Raw genomic sequence first — 17,882 nt, 5'->3', positions numbered from 1 at the left:
CATGTTATTAGAAGTTATTAAATTCGAACTCAAGTATCGCTTGAACAGGCCTGCTACCTATATTTACTTTGCCATATTTTTAATCCTATCCTTCCTTTCCGTATCATGGGACGGGATAAACGTTGGTGGGGATATCGGTAAGATCAAGCAAAATTCCTCTATTGTTTTATTCGGCATCGCCGGAACACTGTCCATATTACCGGGCTTGTTCTTTGCATCCGCCATTATGGGTGTGCCAATTTTAAGAGATTTCGAACATAAAATGGAGTCGCTCATATTCACCACAAACATCGATAAGTTAAGCTATCTTGGTGGCCGGTTTATAGGTTCCTTTCTCATATTGTTATTTATTAGTACCGGATTCTTTATTGGGACAGCACTCGGGTGCCAGATGCCCTGGGTCGACAAGGATACCTTGCTTAACGTAGGCTTAGGGCAATACCTAAGACCATGGCTAACGCTTATAGTACCTAACATCTTCGTCTATTCCTGCATCTTCTTTGCAAGTGGGGCACTAAGCAGAAAAATGCTTTTTGTATACCTGCAAGCGATTATTTTGTTGGCAATCTATTTGATATCAGGGACTTTAATCGGTAACATAGAAAACATTGAGAAAGCAGGCATATTCGATCCATTTGGCTTCTATGCCTTTTCAGCCGACACGAGGTACTGGACAGTAGCAGAGAAAAACCTGCTTAGTGTTCCTTTCAGTGGTTACTTACTTAAGAACAGGCTAATATGGGTATTAGTGGCAGTTATAATTGCCGCGATCACTTATATGGTATTTAAGTTCAGGACGATTCCAACTCCTTTATTCAAAAGAAGAAAGGCCAAAACTCAGGAAAACGTTGCCGCAGTACTTTCTCCGATCCCATTCGTAAAGCCCTCCTATACCTCAGTTTCCGGGATTAAGAAAGTGATCACCTTATCCAGCCTTTATTTCAAAGAAACCATCCGTTCGGTGCCATTCCTGGGCATTGGACTTATCGGAATTATCATTCTTTTGGTCGATGCAGGCTATGCCAGCCAATGGAACGGACAAGAATTATATCCTGTGACTTCACTAATAGCTGGCTTTGTTGCAGACGAAATTTTCCCAATCATTTCTATTATGACTTTATTCTATGCCGGCGAAATGGTTTGGAAGGAGAAGCAGCTTAATTTCAATCAGATCTATGATTCACTGCCCTTAAGTTATGGTATTCCAATAGTCAGTAAATTTATTGCACTTGCAGGTATGATATTGGTCTATCTGCTTTGCTTTATCCCCATTGGGATGGCCATACAGCTCTTTAAAGGATTCACCCATATTGAACCCGGCGTTTATCTCCTGGTTTTACTAAGCAGGGTGTATATTTCTATGCTAATTTACCTTGCCATTATGCTCTTTGTGCAATGCGTGGTAAGTAATAAATTCATTGGTTTCGCTATATCCATCCTATTCTACATCTACATTCTTTTTTCTGGTGAGATGAAGATCTTCAACAATCTGTTGATCCCTAATAGCGGCAATCTTGGCAATTATTCAGACATGAATGGATTTGCAGCAGGATTGGAGAAATTTGTAGTGCTCAAAGCCTACTGGGCCGGGATATGTATGGTACTAATGGTGCTGGGAGTTCTGCTCTATGAGAAAGGCACAGAAACCAGTTTCCGCTCCAGGTTAGACAATATGCCTCAACGTTTTAAGCGCCCGCAGGCCGTATTTCTCTGTCTAGGGTTATTTCTCATGGTATCAATGGCAGGATATTATATTTACAATACCACCGTATTGAACAAGTACAGCAACCCTGAACAAGATAAAGATCTCCAGGTCAACTATGAAAAGACCTTGAAAAAGCGGTATGAGAAAATTGAACAACCAAGCGTCAGCAACATTGTCGCCAAGGTAGAGCTCTATCCAGCCAATGGCGATCTTGACTTAAAAGCTGAGGTCACCTACAAGAACCTGATGCCAGATCCGATCACTCAGCTACTAGTCAGGTTGCCTGCTGATGACGATCTCAGCTTTCAAAAGATGCAGTTCTCTGTACCTATGAAGCTGGTTAAAAAACACACCCAATACAAATTTAGTGTATACCAATTGGATAAGGCGCTTCAGCCCGGCGATTCAATCGTTCTCAAATTGGAAGGTAAAAGGATCAATAAAGGGTTTAAAAACTCGGGTGCCGATGTCTCCTACGTCAAGAACGGGACATTCATAAATAACTTCGATATCTTTCCACAACTGGGTTATGACAAAGGCTTAGAGCTTACAGACACAAAAGACCGTAAGGGTCACGGTTTGAAAGAACAGGCAGGGTTACCTCCAATCTCTGATGCTTCAGCAAAACGAATCAATCTTTTCGGACAGCGTGGACGTACAGGGCTCGATATCACAATCGGAACTGCCTCCGGACAAACAGCGATGTCTCCTGGATATCTACTGAAGTCCTGGAAAGAGAACGACAGAGCCTATTTCCATTACAGAATGGATAAACCGATATTTAATTTCTTTAACATTATCTCAGGCGAATATGCTGTAAAAAAGGAGAAGTGGAATGATGTTGTTTTAGAAATTTACTACCATAAAGACCATCCCTTTAACCTGGATATAATGTTTAATTCCCTGAAGAAAGGGTTGGATTACAATACCAAGAATTTCGGACCTTATCTATACAAGCAAGTTAGAATTATTGAATTTCCTCGCTACCGTGGGTTTGCGCAGTCCTTCTCTAACACCATTCCTTTCTCTGAATCTATTGGCTTCATCTTTAAAAATGATCCGGAGAAGCTCGACATGGGTTATTACGTGACAGCCCATGAACTCGCCCACCAATGGTGGGGGCACCTGGTTTGCGAATCAGGAAACATAGGGGGACAGATGTATTCAGAAGGATTGGCTCAATATACTGCATTGATGTTGCTCAAGCATACGTTGACACAAGAACAGTTAAGCCGTTACCTTAAATTTGAACTGGATGGCTATCTGAGAGGCCGCTCTTCTGAAAAGAAAAAAGAGAATCCATTAGATCATAGTGACGGTCAGCAATACATACACTATCAAAAGGCTACACTGGCCTATTTTGCACTTCAAGATTTTATAGGCGAAGAAAATGTAAATAAAGCGCTTAAAAAGTTGGTTCAGAACTATGGTACCAGCGACAACTATCCTACTACAGATGTGCTAACAGGGTATTTTAAAGAGGTTGCTCCCGATAGTCTGAAGTATGTGGTCGATGACCTGTTCAGCAAGATCACACTTTTCGAAAACAGGGTAGTTAACCCAACAGGTAAAAAGATCGGCAAGCAATACGAAGTTAACATTCCGGTGCAAACGTTAAAGTACTATGCGGACCGGGAGGGTAATGAAAAGTTAACACCAGTTAAGGATTACATCGACGTCGGTGTTTATACGATTGGGGCGGATGGAAAAGAAAAGATTGCCGTATTGACTAAATATAAGTTCGCTACCGAAAAAAGCACTATCACTATCCGATTGAAGGATAAGCCAGTAAGGGTTGGTATTGATCCAATATATAAGCTAGTTGATCGCAATACGGAAGACAATAGAGCGGTAGTCACCTACAATGAATAGTAGGCGATCAACTTAAAACCATAAATATCTACTGCTTAAGAAACTTTAAGTACTAACAAAACGTATGCTCCAGGGGTTTATATCTTATATAAATACTTTGAGCGTATGTCTAAAACAATAGTAATAACAGGTGCATCAAGCGGAGCGGGAAGGGCTATCGCATTAGCATTTGCAGAAAAAAGGGAAAACCTTGTGCTCGCTTCAAGGAACTTCAAGGAGTTGCAAGAAGTTGCAGATGAATGTGAAGAACTTGGTGCAAGGGTTACAATCATGGCGTGCGACGTTACTGAACCCGGGGCGATGATTAACCTTGCTTCATCCGCCTCTGACGTTTCCGGTTCCATTGATGTCTGGGTTAACAACGCCGGCGTGCTCGCTGTAGGCGCATTTGATGAGACACCTGTTGAAGTACTGGATCAGGTGATAAAGACGAATCTGATGGGCTACATCCACGGAGCACATGCGGTCTTGCCCTATTTCAAAAAGCAGGGCAGAGGGATATTGATCAACAATATTTCCATTGGCGGCTTTTTACCCGTACCCTACGGAGTCGGATATTCAGCAAGCAAATTCGGACTTAGAGGTTTCTCGGCTGCTTTAAAGGCAGAGCTAATTGACTTTCCAAACATACATGTATGTGATACGTTCCCCGCCTTTCTTGATACACCTGGAATCCAGCATGCGGCTAACTATACCGGCAAACAACTGAGGCCTGCTCCACCAGTTTATGATCCGATTAGGGTAGCGATGGCAATTGTAAAACTCGCAGATCATCCAAAATCAGAAACAATGATAGGTAGTGCTTCTGTACTTCTTAGGCTTTCTTACGGTCTGTTTCCATGGATTACCCGGTCTATAGCAGGTTCAGTGATAAAAGGATACTTAAAGCAAGCCGATACCATCGCGAAAACAGATGGTAATGTTTTCAACGAAGTTCCCTATGGAAACGCAGTGCACGGTGGCTGGGGAGTCCCAGGTAAGCCAAAAGCACATCGTAAATACATTGCCGGCGGAGCGATTCTGGGTTCATTGGCAATTTTATTGCTGCTTGGAAACAAGAAATAAGGTAACGTAAACAAAATCGGATAAAGGATGTTAAAGTCAAAAAACCTAATGTTATGAAAATCGAAAAATTGTTTAAATCAGCACTTTCCCATAAATCATTAAATGTAGGACCAGTAGCATTTGCTGTAGTTGCAGGACTAGCAGTTGGTGCAGTTCTAGGTGTCTTGTTTGCTCCTGAAAATGGTGGTGACTTGCGTTCAAAAATAGCGGATGGAGCAAAGAAACTGGTGGGTATCTACGAAGAAGAGATTGAAGAGATAGTTGAGGAGCCTGAAGTCCACGAACCAGTTGCTAAAAAACCGAAATCTGATATCAAATCGTTGATTCGTGAGGCGCATGTATCATCAGCCTCCGCAGCTGAATAATTTCTAGTAATGAGAAAAAGCCAGCTATCCCAACCAGGACGAGCTGGCTTTCTTTGTTTAAGGCGTAGCCTGTTCCAATTATCAAACCCATTAATTTTTGAACATATGCATGTTTTTAGTCGGTAATTCCAAACCGATTTAATATTTTGCGCCAAACTTACTAAATGATATGGCTTCAGGATTCTTTGCTATTTTAGATGATATAGCTGCCTTAATGGATGATGTCGCGGTAACAGCTAAAATAGCTACGCGAAAAACTGCTGGTATACTGGCAGATGATCTTGCCGTAAACGCAGAAAAAGCTACCGGGTTCTTGTCTTCACGTGAACTGCCGGTCCTTTTCGCTATTACGAAAGGCTCAATGATCAACAAGCTAATCATTGTACCGATCGCCTTATTGCTCAACGTTTTCTTTCCGATTGCTATCAAGTTCATTTTAATACTTGGAGGCTTCTATCTTGCCTTTGAGGGCGTTGAGAAGATAGTGGAATACCTCTTTCACCGTAAAAAGGAAGGCCATGAAGTGGTGGAGGAGATTAAGCAAGATGGTGCTGAAGCAGAAAAGGCAAAGGTGAAATCAGCTGTCGTAACCGACTTTATCCTTTCTGTTGAGATCGTAATTATCGCCTTAGGAACCGTGCTTGGGGAACCTCTAACCGTGCAAATATTCACTGTGTCGGTCGTAGCAGTTTTAGCTACCGTCGGCGTGTACGGCATCGTTATGTTAATTGTAAGAATGGACGATGCGGGATACCATTTGATTAAACGCGCCAATGAAAAAGGATTTCTCGCTGCATTAGGTAATCTGCTGGTGAAGTCTTTGCCAGTCATCATCAGAGTATTAAGCGTCGGCGGTACGGTAGCTTTGATTTTAGTTTCAGGCGGTATTTTTGTTCATAACATAGCATACTTTCATCACTTTTTACCTAATGTTCCCTCCATTGTTAAGGAATTCGGGTTAGGGTTAGTTGCAGGATTAGTTGCTGTAGCGCTATTCACCTTAGCTAAGAAACTGTTAATCAAGCGCGCGCCTGAAACACACGGTCATACTAGTTAAATGTCTGCCGGAAGGCTACCGGTGACATGTTGGTCTTTTTCTTGAACAAGGTACTGAAAGACTGGGAACGTTCAAAGCCAAGCATGTAAGCTATTTCACTTATAGTTAGGCTTGTCGTACATAGCTGCTCTTTAGCTTTTTCAATCAACTTCTCATGAATGTGCTGTTGCGTATTTTGTCCTGTATGCACCCTCAACAGATCGCTGAGATAATTTGGCGATAAGTTCATATGCTCAGCTATTCGCTGTACCGTCAGCAATCCTTCATCACTCATGTTAGTGCCATTGTAATATTCTTTAACAAAATGCTCAAATTTCGTTAGCAATTCATGGTTGTTGTTCTTCCGTGTGATAAATTGTCGTTCATAGAAGCGGTTTGAATAGTTTAACAGCAAGTCTATTTGAGAAAGGATGATTTCCTGCGTATGTCGGTCGATGTGCTGACATTCTTTGTCGATCTTTTTTAGAATAGTAATCAGGTCACTCTCTTCTTCCGCCGAAAGGTGTAAAGCCTCATTTACCGCGTAGGAAAAGAAACCATAGGTATCAATACTCGTTGCAAGGGGATGCTTTAAAAGGAAATCCGGATGAAGGATCAACAAGTATCCCGATCCGCATTCCATGTTTTGAAGATCAAGATACTGCACCTGATTAGGTGCAGTAAAGCTCAATACTCCTTTATCGTAATCATAGTGTTGCTGGCCGTACTTAATCTTACCTTTTGCATCGCGTTTAAGGGCTATGCAGTAGAATCGATTTACGAAACCTTTCCATATTTCATCGTCTAGAAAAATACTATCCGCTAGATTGATTACGCTTACCAATGGATGCTTCGGTTCTCCTAAGGACAAAAGCCGGTGGAACTCTGATATTGATTTTATTGAATTCATTATTAAGCTAATTTAGTAATTAATCGATAAGTCCCATACTAAAGTCATCGTATGGATTTCCGGTATCAGTGCCTAGCGGTACAACGCTGTCAATTTTAATTAGCTCTTCTTCAGTCAAGATAATCTCAGTAGCCGCAAGATTTTGCTCTAAATATTTTCTGCGCTTAGTACCTGGAATAGGAAGGAACCCTTTGCTCATGATCCATGCCAGCGCTAATTGTGAAGACGTTACCATCTTTTCTTTCGCAAGGGCTTCAATTGCCTCAACAAGTTCAATATTTTTATGAAAATAAGCTTCCTGGAAACGGGGGATCCCCCTGCGGAAGTCATTTTCAGGTAAGTCGTCAATACTCCTGATCTCTCCCGATAAAAAGCCGCGGCCCAGAGGAGAATACGCGACGAAGCCAATACCTAACTCTTTTAACGTTTCTAGCACGCCACGTGATTCTACACCGCGTTCAAACAGCGAATACTCACTTTGAACTGCCGTAATTGGGTAGATGGAATGAGCTCTTTTTATAGTTTCAGAAGATACTTCTGATAAGCCGATGTAGCCTATTTTGCCTTCTTTTACAAGATCACTCATAGCCTGAATAGTTTCTTCTACAGGAGTATTCTTGTCAAGACGATGCATATAATATAAGTCGATATAATCTGTCTTCAGATTCTTAAGTGAACGTTCAATTGACTTTTTCACGTAATCTTTCTTTCCGTTAATTGCCCAGGTGAGTTTGTTGTTGTCGTCTATTTCCCAGCCGAACTTACTTGCAATGACATAGCGGTCTCTGTTTCCGCCCATAGCTTTTGCGATCAGTTGTTCGTTTTTAAAGGGTCCATAAAGATCCGCAGTATCTAAGAAAGTGCCGCCTAATTCGAAGGATCGATGAATGGTAGCGATCGCCTCTGTCTCATCAGCCTTGCCATACATATTTGCATCCTCGAACCCGGTCATGCCCATGCAGCCCAAACCGATGTTGGGAACAATAAGCCCCTGACTTCCTAAATTAATTTTCTTGATTTCCATAATAGTGATTTTATAATTCAAAGGTCGGTACCATAAGGAGCGCTGATGTTTGCAAAACAAGGAACGTTGTATGCAAAGCAAGGTTGGTATGGTATCGGTGAAGACCGGGACCTCGGACTGGGTGGCCCCGCTCTTCCGAGGTCCTGAAATAAATTGAGGACGGGGGGGTATGCTACTAAAATAACCACTGACGCTTATTCTAAACCAAAAATTTAGTCCTAGTTTTACGTTATGAATATTCCTGATCAAGTTGAGCAGCTACCTGTTTATTCCCTGGTTCCCGATAAGTTAACTGGTAACAAAGAATTCAGGGTCTACAATTTTGATGGCATCCTACCTGATGAAGCAGATCTACTGCTGCCGCACCGGAAAAACCATTATCTGATCGTCTTGATGAGAAAAGGCGGCACACGCCAGTGGCTGGATATGACTCCTTACACGCTAAAAAGTAACGCGGTTTATTTCTATGTACCTAACCGCATCATCGTAAAGGAAGGGACAGACAAGCTTTGGGCAACGGGACTTGCATTCACTAAAGAGTTTTTGTCCCTGCAAGAAAACGCATCGCTAGCCAAGCTCCCAATTATTGAAAGTAGGCAAGGCGGACACGAATTACTTTTGAAGGATGAAGATGTCAACTTCGTAGAAGATCTGTTAACGAAAATAACTATGGAGTATAACACTCCAAACGAATGGCAGCAGCGAATGCTGACCGCTTACCTTACCCTCTTGCTTACTTATTTAAGCCGGCTATATGTAGAACAATTTCCGGCACTGGACACTTCAGCTGAGAAAGTACTACTCAAAAACTATCAGGCCAAGATTAACGACTCTTTTCGCGAGATGAAGGAGGTAGCAGATTACGCGGCACAGTTGAACATTTCGGCTGGCCATCTAAGCGAGGTGATAAAATTTCAAAGCGGAAAACCAGCCATAAAGCATATTCACGAGCGACTGGTACTCGAGGCAAGGCGCTTACTTTTTCACACCAACGATTCGCTGAAAGAAATCGCCTATAACCTCGGTTTTTCTGACGCATCCTACTTTAACCGATTCTTTAAACGGGAAACAGAGGTGACTCCAGCGCAGTACCGGGAAAAAATCCGTGAAATGTACCATTAAAACGATTCGATGTGTGCTAGTGACCAGGGCTTTCGAAGGTAGATTTGTACTGTAAAACAATTAGACATGAAAACAGTATTAATAACAGGGGCAAACAAGAGCATTGGTTTCGAAACCGCTAAACAATTATTACAGCAAGGATATTATGTGTATCTGGGCTGCCGGGATCTTGAAAAAGGTGAACAAGCGGTCGGCCAGTTAAGGGTAGAAGGTCTGGACCAGGTCGAGCCGATCCTAATCGATGTTGACAATCCTGAGTCGGTAAAGTCAGCTAGACTGGCGTTAGGTGCTAAAATATCTGCGCTTGATGTTTTGATCAACAATGCAGGGATTGCGGGTGGTTTCCCACAGAACGTTCTTGAAACTAATGCAAACGTATACAGACAAGTGTTTGATACGAATGTGTTCGGAGTCATTGAGGTCACGCAAGCCTTTATGGATCTTCTTAAAAACGCCGAAGAACCTAGAATTGTGAACGTGACTTCCGGATTAGGCTCACTTACGTTACACTCGGATCCAACCTGGAAATATTATTCCGTGAAGCCAGTTGCTTATTTAGCATCTAAAGCAGCACTTAATGGCTTTACCATTGCTTTAGCCTATGAATTGAAAGACACTTCTTTTAAGGTGAATTCGGTTGATCCGGGATTTACCGCAACAGATTTCAATCACCATTCAGGTCCGGGGACAGTTGAAGATGCTGCCGCAAGAGTAGTTAAAGCTGCAACATTAAAGTCTGACGGTGCAACAGGGCAATTTTTTAGCGATGACAACGCCCCAGAAACAGGAATCAGCCCTTGGTAAAATGCCTTTTGATTGTGGCCACGAGTTTAATAACTCCAAATTAGTTCCCACTGCAGTCGGGACAAACAGTGCACTCAAAGCTATATAGGTGCGAACTCCTTGCGAAAAGGGGTGCCTTTTCGCAAGGAGTTCGCAAGGAGTACGCAAGGAGTCCCTAGGAAGAGCAGACTGTGGTTAGATTTGGCTAAAGTAAACTGCTATTGCAAACACCGGAGTAAAGTGAATAAAGCTTTGATTCTACAAATTAAGTATTGTAGTTTCTACAAATTTACAAAGTATGTCAAACAATCACATTAATTACATCGAATTCAAAGCAAACGATCTTGCGGAGATAAAGAGATTTTACTCCATGGCCTTCAATTGGAGCTTCACAGACTATGGTCCAGACTACATCGCTTTTTCAGATTCCGGACTTGAAGGAGGCTTTGAGAAATCCACAGATGAAATTGTCAATGGCGTATTGATCGTCCTTTATCATGTAGACCTGCAGGTCATAAAGAGTCACATAATCCAAGCTGGGGGAAAAATTACCAAAGACATATTCTCTTTTCCCGGTGGGCACCGTTTTCATTTTCTTGATCCTTCAGGAAACCAGCTCGCTGTTTGGTCGGATAAATAAGATAGTAACGTTATTTGCTATCATTATGTAAGAACATCTTTTTAAACGGGGTGTTTAATTGATAAATTAATTGGAAAAGCATTGTGATACTGCAATGCACCCATTTAAAAAATCAGATCATGAAATATAGAAAATTAGCAGATACAGAATTACAGCTTTCAGAAGTAACTTTCGGAGCATGGGCCGCGGGTGGCTGGATGTGGGGTGGTACAGAACGTGGTGATGCAATCGAGGCAATCCGGGCAGCATACGACATGGGCATCACTGCAATAGATACAGCACCGATCTATGGTCAAGGTACCAGTGAGGAAATTGTTGGTGAAGCCATCAAGGACTTGCCACGTGATCAGTTCCAAATCCTTACTAAATATGGAATGCGCTGGGATCTCAAACAAGGTGATTTTGGATTCAGCAGTAAAGACAACGATGGGAACGACATCGATATTTACAAATTCGCGGGCAAGGACAGCATCATCAAAGAGTGCGAAGATAGCCTGAAACGTCTGGGAACCGATTATATCGATCTTTACCAGATCCATTGGCCTGAGTCCACCACAGCGATCTCCGAAACAATGGAAGCGGTTTCCCGCTTGATCGATCAGGGTAAAGTCAGGTATGCAGGCGTTTGCAACTATGATGCTGCACAGATGGCAGAAGCTGAAAAGTATGTTAGGCTGGTATCTAATCAGGTCCCATATAGCATGGTTAAACGTGATATCGAAACGGAGCTTGTTCCCTATTGCCTTGAACATGGAAAATCAATCTTAGCCTACAGTCCATTGGAACGTGGTTTACTGACTGGAAAGATGAAGCCAGGACATCAGTTCGCATCCGGAGATCATCGCCAGACCTTATCTTACTTCAAAGAAGAAAACTTACAACGAACTAACGATTTCCTAAACCGTGTGAAATACATTGCTGATGATAAGCAACTCACACTTGGACAATTGGTTATCCTTTGGACCTTGCAGCAACCAGGCATTACCATTACACTTGTGGGTGCAAGAAATAAAGATCAGGCGGTACAAAATGCAAAGGCCATTGATAGTCAATTAAGCTCCGAAGAAATTGAGGTGATCACAGGCTATCTTAACCAACTGGAACTAGTCAAATAATTCAAACACAAGAGAAGGTATGGAATATGTAAGATTTGGGAACACTGGCATGATGGTTTCTAAGCTTTGCCTTGGAACAATGACTTACGGGAAGCCAACTGAAAGATGGCCATGGGCACTTGATGAAGAACAAAGCAGGCCCTTTATACAGAAAGCGCTCGACCTGGGTATCAATTTCTTTGACACAGCCGATGTTTATTCGGCTGGTGCGAGTGAAGAAGTCGTAGGCAAGGCCTTGAAAGACTTTGCGAAACGTGATGAGATCGTGTTAGCAACGAAGGTCTTTAACCCCATGGGTCCGGGGCCAAATGATAAAGGCCTCTCACGCAAACATATTTTAAGTGCCATCGATGCCAGTCTTAAACGCTTAGGTACTGATTATGTGGACCTTTATCAGATACATCGCTGGGATTACGATACCCCAATTGAAGAAACAATGGAAGCGCTGCATGATGTAGTTAAATCCGGTAAGGTGCGTTATATCGGTGCCTCATCGATGTACAGCTGGCAATTTGCGCAGGCGCAATACACTGCAGATCTAAACGGCTGGACGAGATTTGTTTCTATGCAGCCGCATTATAACCTGCTATACCGTGAAGAAGAACGTGAGATGATTCCATTTTGTATGGATCAAAAGATCGCCGTGATCCCATGGTCGCCGCTGGCACGGGGACTGCTTACAGGCAAAAGGTCTAAAGAACGAAACGAGACGGAGCGGGCTAAGACGGATGCTTTTGGGAAAAAGCTTTATGGAGAGGATACTGATTTTGCTATAGTGGACCGGGTCAGCGAGATAGCTGCCGAGAAAGGTCTACCCAATTCACAGGTTGCACTGGCCTGGATGCTAAGTAAGCCAGCTATAACTGCTCCGATAATTGGTGCCAGTAAAACGGGTCACCTCGAAGATGCGGTCGCTGCTCTATCGGTTAATTTGACCAAAGAGGATATCCAAAAGCTGGAGGAACTTTACCAGCCCCATCCGGTTCTGGGCTTCGATTAATAACGCAGGCATAATACCTCGGAGTACCAAGGTTACTTATCTCTTAAAAAGGTATTAACCAGTATGAAGGCATTCGCAAGAAAAGTATCGGAGACACTTAGAGAATATCCAGCTTCGTTTGGCGGTTTTGTGTTTATGCTAGTGCCTTGGGCGATTGTCTATGTTTCCCTGATCAATATTAAAATGCATCCAGCCCCTGAAGGAATTCAGGACCATAGGGGCGAAGGCTTAGCATTCGGTGTTATCCTTGCGCTCATGATAGCAGCGATCTTATTGATTATCTTTGTAATAAGCCTCATTGTCCAAAAGGATAAATCTTTTTATGTCAAGCTAATCGCTGCAATTATATTCGTTAACCTCTTCCTTTACGGTCTTGGATTGATGCTTTAGACTAATGCCACCTTCTTAATTTATAAGCACTGTCCCAGAAATCGTACTCCAGCCGACTCGCAGTGATGAACGCCTCCGTCATCTTCGTTCTTGTTTTTTCTGTAGTTCCTTCAGCGGCTTTGTCGCATATTCCAATCGCCCTGGATACCGCATCAGAGAACTCTTCTCCGCCATAAGTATCAATCCATTGCTGATAGGATTATTCATTCCTCTTTGATTTTGCAGGATATAATCCCCAACTGCTTTGTATATCCAAAAACATGGAAGTACGCTTGCCATTCAAACTTCTACAGCATCAAGTGCAGCGGTACTTTTTATGAAATGGATATAGTGGTGACAAGAGGGCTCCGCGATCCCCTTATCTGTTACCCCAAAATCTTTAAAATAGGATTCGTGTAAAACATTCTCAACAATAACCGCGTTTTCAGCGAAGCGGATAAATGCCAGGCAATCGTCGATTTGATCAGCTCGCGCTGCAATTAGCGACAATGCCCTTCCAAAATGTTCCAGATAGGTGGAATCCTGCGCAATGTAGAACTGGAATTTTTCTTTCTCCAATGTACCATCCATCAATTCTTTAATAAATGGCATTTCGATAATGCTTCTATAAATGGGCTCAATGTTCTCCCATGCGTCTTTAGACCAGCTCATTCTTGATTAGTTTTTGTGGATTAAAAAAGTGATTCAACGGTCCGTTTCCCTTTCCTGTCAATACATCCTGACCGCTAGAAATTGCCTGTTGAACATAGTCCTGACCACGAAGTATTGCACTCGAAAGCTTATCGCCCTGCGCTAAGTAACTTGCGATTGCTGAGGATAAAGTGCAACCGGAACCATGTGTATTATTGGTCGGTACTTTTTCATATGCGAAAGTCTCTACATTGCCCTTACCGTCAAAATAAATGGATGTGATTGTAGAAGTCTTTAAATGACCACCTTTCAACAAGAGCGACTTACACCCCAGCTTAAGGATTTTTTCCCCTGCGACATACATATTCTCCAGCGTTTCTACCTTCATCTCAGCTAATATTCCAGCTTCGTCCATATTCGGAGTAATCAAGTTGGACAATGGAAATAACTTGTCTATGATATCGGAAATGGTTTCTTCTTCGATTAATCTATGTCCGCTGGAAGCTACCATTACCGGGTCGAAAACAATGGGCACTGCCGGATACTTCTTCAAGGTATCAACAATCACATGTACAAGTTCCGTTGTATGTACCATGCCTATCTTGATCGCCTGTGGGAAGATGTCATCAAGAATACTCTCAATTTGTTCGGCTACAGCGCTGGTCGCGATGGGGTAAATAGCGCGGACACCCTGAGTATTTTGTACAGGTAATGCCGTTAGCACCGATGTTGCGTAACACCCCAGGGCGGAGATCGTTTTTATATCGGCTTGAATGCCTGCACCACCACTTCCGTCAAATCCGGCAATCGCTAAAACGGAAGGATAACTGTAATTTTTCATAAAGCGTTTAATATTTCAGTTTTAAGTTCTAAAGCCGCTGCTCTCGGATCATCAGCGGCACAGATCGCGGATACGACAGCTATGCAATCTGCTCCGGCCATCATCACCTCCCGTACATTGCTGATGTTCATTCCCCCGATGGCTACCAGCGGTTTACCGCTGAGTTGCCTGATTGCTGTAACACCCTCAAGGCCCCATTCTACAATAGTATCGGTCTTGGTAGGGGTACTGAAAACAGGGCTGATCCCCAGGTAATGTGCCAGGTGCGCTTCTTTGTTATCTAGTTGCTTGAGGTATTCAATAGAATAGCCAATGCAATTGCAGTCTTCCCATGCTTTCTGGACTGCCGTTGGTGGCAAATCAGAATTACCGACATGAATTCCATGAGCATTAACCCTGCGGGCTACCTCTAAATTGTCGTTAATTAAGAGCGGGATATCATGCTTGTTTGTAACCGCCTTTAAGCGCAAAGCCAGTGAAACATACTCTTCCGTACTCAAATTTTTCTCTCTGAGTTGAACTAGATCTACACCCCCCATTATTGCTTCTTCCACAACATGCAGGATGTCTGATTTACAATCAGACACAGACACGACCAGGTACAACCTATAGGGAAAACTCTGGCTACTCATCTCCGCTGATCCTTAAAGTTTCCAGGAATTCGTGTTCAGTGATGTTGTACAATTTGTCGAGTAAATTAACCTGCAGTGACCCCGGTCCGTCGCTATGTGCTGCGGCTAACTGCCCACATACACCGAATAACGCCATGGCTGCCGTTACCGCTTCATGATGTTTGTCAACGGCGGCAATAAAGGCGCCGATAACAGCAGTAGAGGAGCAGCCTAAGCCTGTAACTTTCGTCATTAAAGCACTTCCGTTATGGATAAATGTTTGCTTTTTATCGCTTACTACAATGTCTGTTTCACCGGAAATACATACTACAGCACCATACTTTTCATGGATATAGTTGGCAGCCGCAATGGCTTCATTGCTCTTCGCTGTGCTGTCTACCCCTTTTGTATTTGCCCCGTTTACCATGGCCAGTGCTAAAATCTCCGAGGCATTTCCCCTGATCACGCTCGGCTTCAAAGCCATCAACTGACTAAGTACCTCGTTCCTGTAGGTCGTAGCTCCAGCACCCACCGGGTCTAAAACCCAGGGCCTATTAAGTTTGTTAGCGGTATCAGCCGATAACATCATCGACTGTACAAAGTACTCATCCAGCGTTCCAATGTTAATCACCAGAGACTGGCACAGACTAACCATTTCCTCCACTTCTGAATGGGAGTGGGACATGATCGGCGAAGCGCCTATCGCCAATAAAGCGTTGGCTGAATTATTCATGACCACGAAGTTGGTGATATTATGAACCAGGGGCGATGCCTGACGTACCGTTTGAATCTGTTTCCAAAGATCTTTTGCCATTGTTTAGGTATTAAATAAATGGCTTAGAATATATTCTTTGAAATAAAAGATAACAAAACACAAGGCTGTGATCTGTTTGCTTTTCCCTACGACGGTATTAACCGCATCAGGTTCAAAGGGACTGTCTCAATTCTTCTTAGAATACCCCTAAAGCCAAGACAAATATATTTCTTTTTTTAGACTACTTCATGTCAATCCCAGGTAAAGCTTTGTCTGCTTGTCCCCAATGTTGCTTATTTGATTGCCTTTAGTTACATAACACCGAATAAAGCCATGAACACAAAACGCTTCTCTCTTATTTTGCTGCTCGTACCTCTTCTGGCGGTAATGGCCTTCATCCCTGGGAATGAAGATCCGATTGACAAAATTATAAAAGCACTGGCAAGCTGGGGAAAAGTAAATCCGGTAGAGAAAGTCTACCTGCATCCTTGAGCCCTTTGATTTCGCGAAGATTGAGATCACCACCCTTAATGGTAGAGGTTGGTCTAGGCCATTGAGCCCTGACATAGTTTATTACCGGCAACTGCCCATATTGAACGCTCAAAGGTTCTATACTCCGAAGTACACCACCACTGGCTCGAACGACTCTCAAACTGATAACCGTTCCACTATATTTTGGGAACCAAATGTTATAACTGACGATGAAGGTAAGGCCAGAGTTTCGTTCAACACCTCAGACGCCGTGGGGAGTTACACCATTAGTCTGGAGGGATCTGATAGGAGAGGTTTGTTTGGAACAGGAAGAAAGAAGGTAACCGTAAAGTGAGCCAGTCACTCCGGTTACCAATAATATCATTAGAATTCAATAACTAGTTTTCCAATCGTTGTACCAGATTCGAGTTGTCGGTGAGCTTCTTTGAGGTTGCTCACATTAAATCCCTTAAGCACTGTATTTACAGTGCTTACAATTTCCTCGTACTCAATCATTTCTGCAACTAAATTCAAAATTTCGTGTTGGCGTACCATGTCTGCAGTTTGAAACATGGACCGTGTAAACATGAGCTCCCAATGGAAACTTACGCTTTTTCCCTTTAACTGGCGGAGGTTGACCGGTTCTATTGGATCACTTATTGAACCTACCTGACCTTGTGGTTTAATAAGTTGTACAATTGCATTCCAATACTGGTTAAGATCTACAAAATCTAGTATGTAGTCAACTTCTTCATGGTTTATCGTTTTCATATCCGCCAAGAGTTGATGGTGATTCACAACATAGTCTGCACCCATTTTTTTACACCACGCTCTGGAATTGTCTCTGGATGCAGTGGCAATAACAGTCATCCCAAATTTCTCCTTACAAATTTGAATAGCCATTGAGCCTACACCACCTGCACCCCCAATGATAAGAATAGATTTTCCCTGTTCTTTTTCCTCATCTAAGCGCATCCGGTCATACAGCATTTCATAAACCGTAAGTGCGGTAAGCGGCAAAGCTGCAGATTCCGCTGCTGTGAGATTCCCGGGTGCAAAAGCTACGATGTTTTGATCCACCAATTGGTATTCCTGATTACAACCGTCCTTATTAAGGTCTCCGGCATAATACACCTTATCGCCAATGGAAATTCACCTGCTTCTTCTCCAACAGCCTCTATAATCCCTGCAGCGTCCCATCCAATGATTTTTGGGATATCAACGATCTGATCTTTCAGACTATTCTGACGGATCTTATAATCAACCGGATTAACGCTGATCGCTTTGATTTTCACTAGTAATTGTCGGCCTGTCGGTACTGGGATTTCTTTCTCAAATTCTACAAAGCTGTCTGCTTCGGTTAAGGGTAGGGAGGTTTTAAATCCGATTGCTCTCATGTTTAAGTTGGTTAGAGTTGGTTAATTATACGGTAGTAAACCTACGCTATTTTAAATGGTTTGCTTTGCTGGCGGTTAATTTTCTATAGCTATCAGCTAAAATAAACCTACATAATCAAAGGGACTGTTCCTAGCTTTAAGGCGGATCATA

Annotated in this window: 22 protein-coding genes and 1 riboswitch; of the genes, 12 read left to right on the top strand and 10 right to left on the bottom strand. The window is 42.8% G+C overall.

Going from position 1 to position 17,882, the window contains the following annotated elements:
* Position 1: 1 nt before the first annotated feature.
* From WKF66_RS15270 to WKF66_RS15255, 4 genes are all read left to right on the top strand, one after another.
* Entirely contained in the window at positions 2–3,577 is a 3,576-nt protein-coding gene (locus WKF66_RS15270) for a M1 family aminopeptidase (protein WP_489675336.1), read from the top strand.
* Between the two features lie 105 nt (positions 3,578–3,682).
* Positions 3,683–4,642 carry an SDR family oxidoreductase gene (locus WKF66_RS15265; protein WP_489675335.1) on the top strand — a complete coding sequence of 320 codons (960 nt, stop codon included), beginning with the start codon at positions 3,683–3,685 and terminating at the stop codon, positions 4,640–4,642.
* A gap of 53 nt (positions 4,643–4,695) precedes the next feature.
* Entirely contained in the window at positions 4,696–5,007 is a 312-nt protein-coding gene (locus WKF66_RS15260; protein WP_489675334.1) for a YtxH domain-containing protein, read from the top strand.
* A 169-nt stretch (positions 5,008–5,176) separates the two neighbouring features.
* A complete protein-coding gene (locus WKF66_RS15255; RefSeq protein WP_489675333.1) occupies positions 5,177–6,064 on the top strand; it encodes a DUF808 domain-containing protein in 888 nt (295 codons plus the stop codon).
* Here the strand turns inward: WKF66_RS15255 and WKF66_RS15250 are convergent.
* On the bottom strand, positions 6,057–6,953 hold the full coding sequence (locus tag WKF66_RS15250) for a helix-turn-helix domain-containing protein (protein ID WP_489675332.1): 897 nt from the start codon (positions 6,951–6,953) through the stop codon (positions 6,057–6,059). The two genes, WKF66_RS15255 and WKF66_RS15250, sit on opposite strands and share 8 nt — an antisense overlap.
* A 19-nt stretch (positions 6,954–6,972) precedes the next feature.
* A complete protein-coding gene (locus WKF66_RS15245; protein WP_489675331.1) occupies positions 6,973–7,977 on the bottom strand; it encodes an aldo/keto reductase in 1,005 nt (334 codons plus the stop codon).
* A gap of 231 nt (positions 7,978–8,208) precedes the next feature.
* Between WKF66_RS15245 and WKF66_RS15240 the strand changes: the two genes are divergently transcribed.
* The 6 genes from WKF66_RS15240 to WKF66_RS15215 all read left to right on the top strand — a co-directional run bounded on the left by WKF66_RS15240 (position 8,209) and on the right by WKF66_RS15215 (position 13,027).
* On the top strand, positions 8,209–9,099 hold the full coding sequence (locus tag WKF66_RS15240) for a helix-turn-helix domain-containing protein (protein ID WP_489675330.1): 891 nt from the start codon (positions 8,209–8,211) through the stop codon (positions 9,097–9,099).
* A 66-nt stretch (positions 9,100–9,165) separates the two neighbouring features.
* Positions 9,166–9,903: an SDR family oxidoreductase gene (locus WKF66_RS15235; protein WP_489675329.1), complete on the top strand. Its 738-nt coding sequence runs from the start codon at positions 9,166–9,168 to the stop codon at positions 9,901–9,903.
* Between the two features lie 277 nt (positions 9,904–10,180).
* Complete coding sequence (locus tag WKF66_RS15230) at positions 10,181–10,522, top strand: VOC family protein (RefSeq protein ID WP_489675328.1); 342 nt, start codon at positions 10,181–10,183, stop codon at positions 10,520–10,522.
* 119 nt (positions 10,523–10,641) lie between these two features.
* Positions 10,642–11,637: an aldo/keto reductase gene (locus WKF66_RS15225; RefSeq protein WP_489675327.1), complete on the top strand. Its 996-nt coding sequence runs from the start codon at positions 10,642–10,644 to the stop codon at positions 11,635–11,637.
* A gap of 19 nt (positions 11,638–11,656) precedes the next feature.
* Positions 11,657–12,637 carry an aldo/keto reductase gene (locus tag WKF66_RS15220; protein ID WP_489675326.1) on the top strand — a complete coding sequence of 327 codons (981 nt, stop codon included), beginning with the start codon at positions 11,657–11,659 and terminating at the stop codon, positions 12,635–12,637.
* Between the two features lie 63 nt (positions 12,638–12,700).
* Entirely contained in the window at positions 12,701–13,027 is a 327-nt protein-coding gene (locus WKF66_RS15215) for a hypothetical protein (protein ID WP_489675325.1), read from the top strand.
* 1 nt (position 13,028) lies between these two features.
* Here the strand turns inward: WKF66_RS15215 and WKF66_RS15210 are convergent, their stop codons facing one another.
* The 6 genes from WKF66_RS15210 to thiM all read right to left on the bottom strand — a co-directional run bounded on the left by WKF66_RS15210 (position 13,029) and on the right by thiM (position 15,923).
* Positions 13,029–13,163, bottom strand: coding sequence for a hypothetical protein (locus WKF66_RS15210; RefSeq protein ID WP_489675562.1), 135 nt, complete (start codon positions 13,161–13,163; stop codon positions 13,029–13,031).
* Positions 13,106–13,234: a hypothetical protein gene (locus WKF66_RS15205; RefSeq protein ID WP_489675324.1), complete on the bottom strand. Its 129-nt coding sequence runs from the start codon at positions 13,232–13,234 to the stop codon at positions 13,106–13,108. The genes WKF66_RS15210 and WKF66_RS15205 overlap by 58 nt, the downstream gene beginning before the upstream one ends.
* Positions 13,235–13,306: 72 nt before the next feature.
* A complete protein-coding gene (locus tag WKF66_RS15200; RefSeq protein ID WP_489675323.1) occupies positions 13,307–13,678 on the bottom strand; it encodes a thiaminase II/PqqC family protein in 372 nt (123 codons plus the stop codon).
* Positions 13,665–14,498 carry a bifunctional hydroxymethylpyrimidine kinase/phosphomethylpyrimidine kinase gene (thiD, locus tag WKF66_RS15195; RefSeq protein ID WP_489675322.1) on the bottom strand — a complete coding sequence of 278 codons (834 nt, stop codon included), beginning with the start codon at positions 14,496–14,498 and terminating at the stop codon, positions 13,665–13,667. Before thiD ends, WKF66_RS15200 begins: the two co-directional genes overlap by 14 nt.
* Positions 14,495–15,130: a thiamine phosphate synthase gene (gene thiE / locus WKF66_RS15190; protein ID WP_489675321.1), complete on the bottom strand. Its 636-nt coding sequence runs from the start codon at positions 15,128–15,130 to the stop codon at positions 14,495–14,497. Before thiE ends, thiD begins: the two co-directional genes overlap by 4 nt.
* Positions 15,123–15,923, bottom strand: coding sequence for a hydroxyethylthiazole kinase (gene thiM / locus WKF66_RS15185; RefSeq protein WP_489675320.1), 801 nt, complete (start codon positions 15,921–15,923; stop codon positions 15,123–15,125). The genes thiE and thiM overlap by 8 nt, the downstream gene beginning before the upstream one ends.
* A gap of 66 nt (positions 15,924–15,989) precedes the next feature.
* Positions 15,990–16,082: riboswitch (TPP riboswitch) on the bottom strand.
* 114 nt (positions 16,083–16,196) lie between these two features.
* On the opposite strand from thiM, the gene WKF66_RS15180 reads away from it, so the two are divergent.
* The gene (locus WKF66_RS15180; RefSeq protein ID WP_489675319.1) at positions 16,197–16,355 is read left to right on the top strand and encodes a hypothetical protein; all 159 of its coding nucleotides are present in this window, start codon (positions 16,197–16,199) and stop codon (positions 16,353–16,355) included.
* A gap of 100 nt (positions 16,356–16,455) precedes the next feature.
* Positions 16,456–16,689, top strand: a complete 234-nt coding sequence (locus WKF66_RS15175) for a hypothetical protein (protein WP_489675318.1) — start codon at positions 16,456–16,458, stop codon at positions 16,687–16,689.
* A gap of 29 nt (positions 16,690–16,718) precedes the next feature.
* Here WKF66_RS15175 and WKF66_RS15170 read toward each other — a convergent pair whose 3' ends face one another.
* Together WKF66_RS15170 and WKF66_RS15165 are read right to left on the bottom strand one after the other, a co-directional pair.
* Complete coding sequence (locus WKF66_RS15170) at positions 16,719–17,468, bottom strand: zinc-binding alcohol dehydrogenase family protein (RefSeq protein WP_489675317.1); 750 nt, start codon at positions 17,466–17,468, stop codon at positions 16,719–16,721.
* Entirely contained in the window at positions 17,396–17,731 is a 336-nt protein-coding gene (locus WKF66_RS15165) for an alcohol dehydrogenase catalytic domain-containing protein (protein ID WP_489675316.1), read from the bottom strand. Before WKF66_RS15165 ends, WKF66_RS15170 begins: the two co-directional genes overlap by 73 nt.
* Positions 17,732–17,882: the final 151 nt, after the last annotated feature.

Origin of the sequence: Pedobacter sp. (genome assembly GCF_037719805.1) — a bacterium.
Classification (GTDB): Bacteria; Bacteroidota; Bacteroidia; order Sphingobacteriales; family Sphingobacteriaceae; genus Pedobacter.
This window is presented reverse-complemented; position numbering and strand designations above follow the sequence as displayed.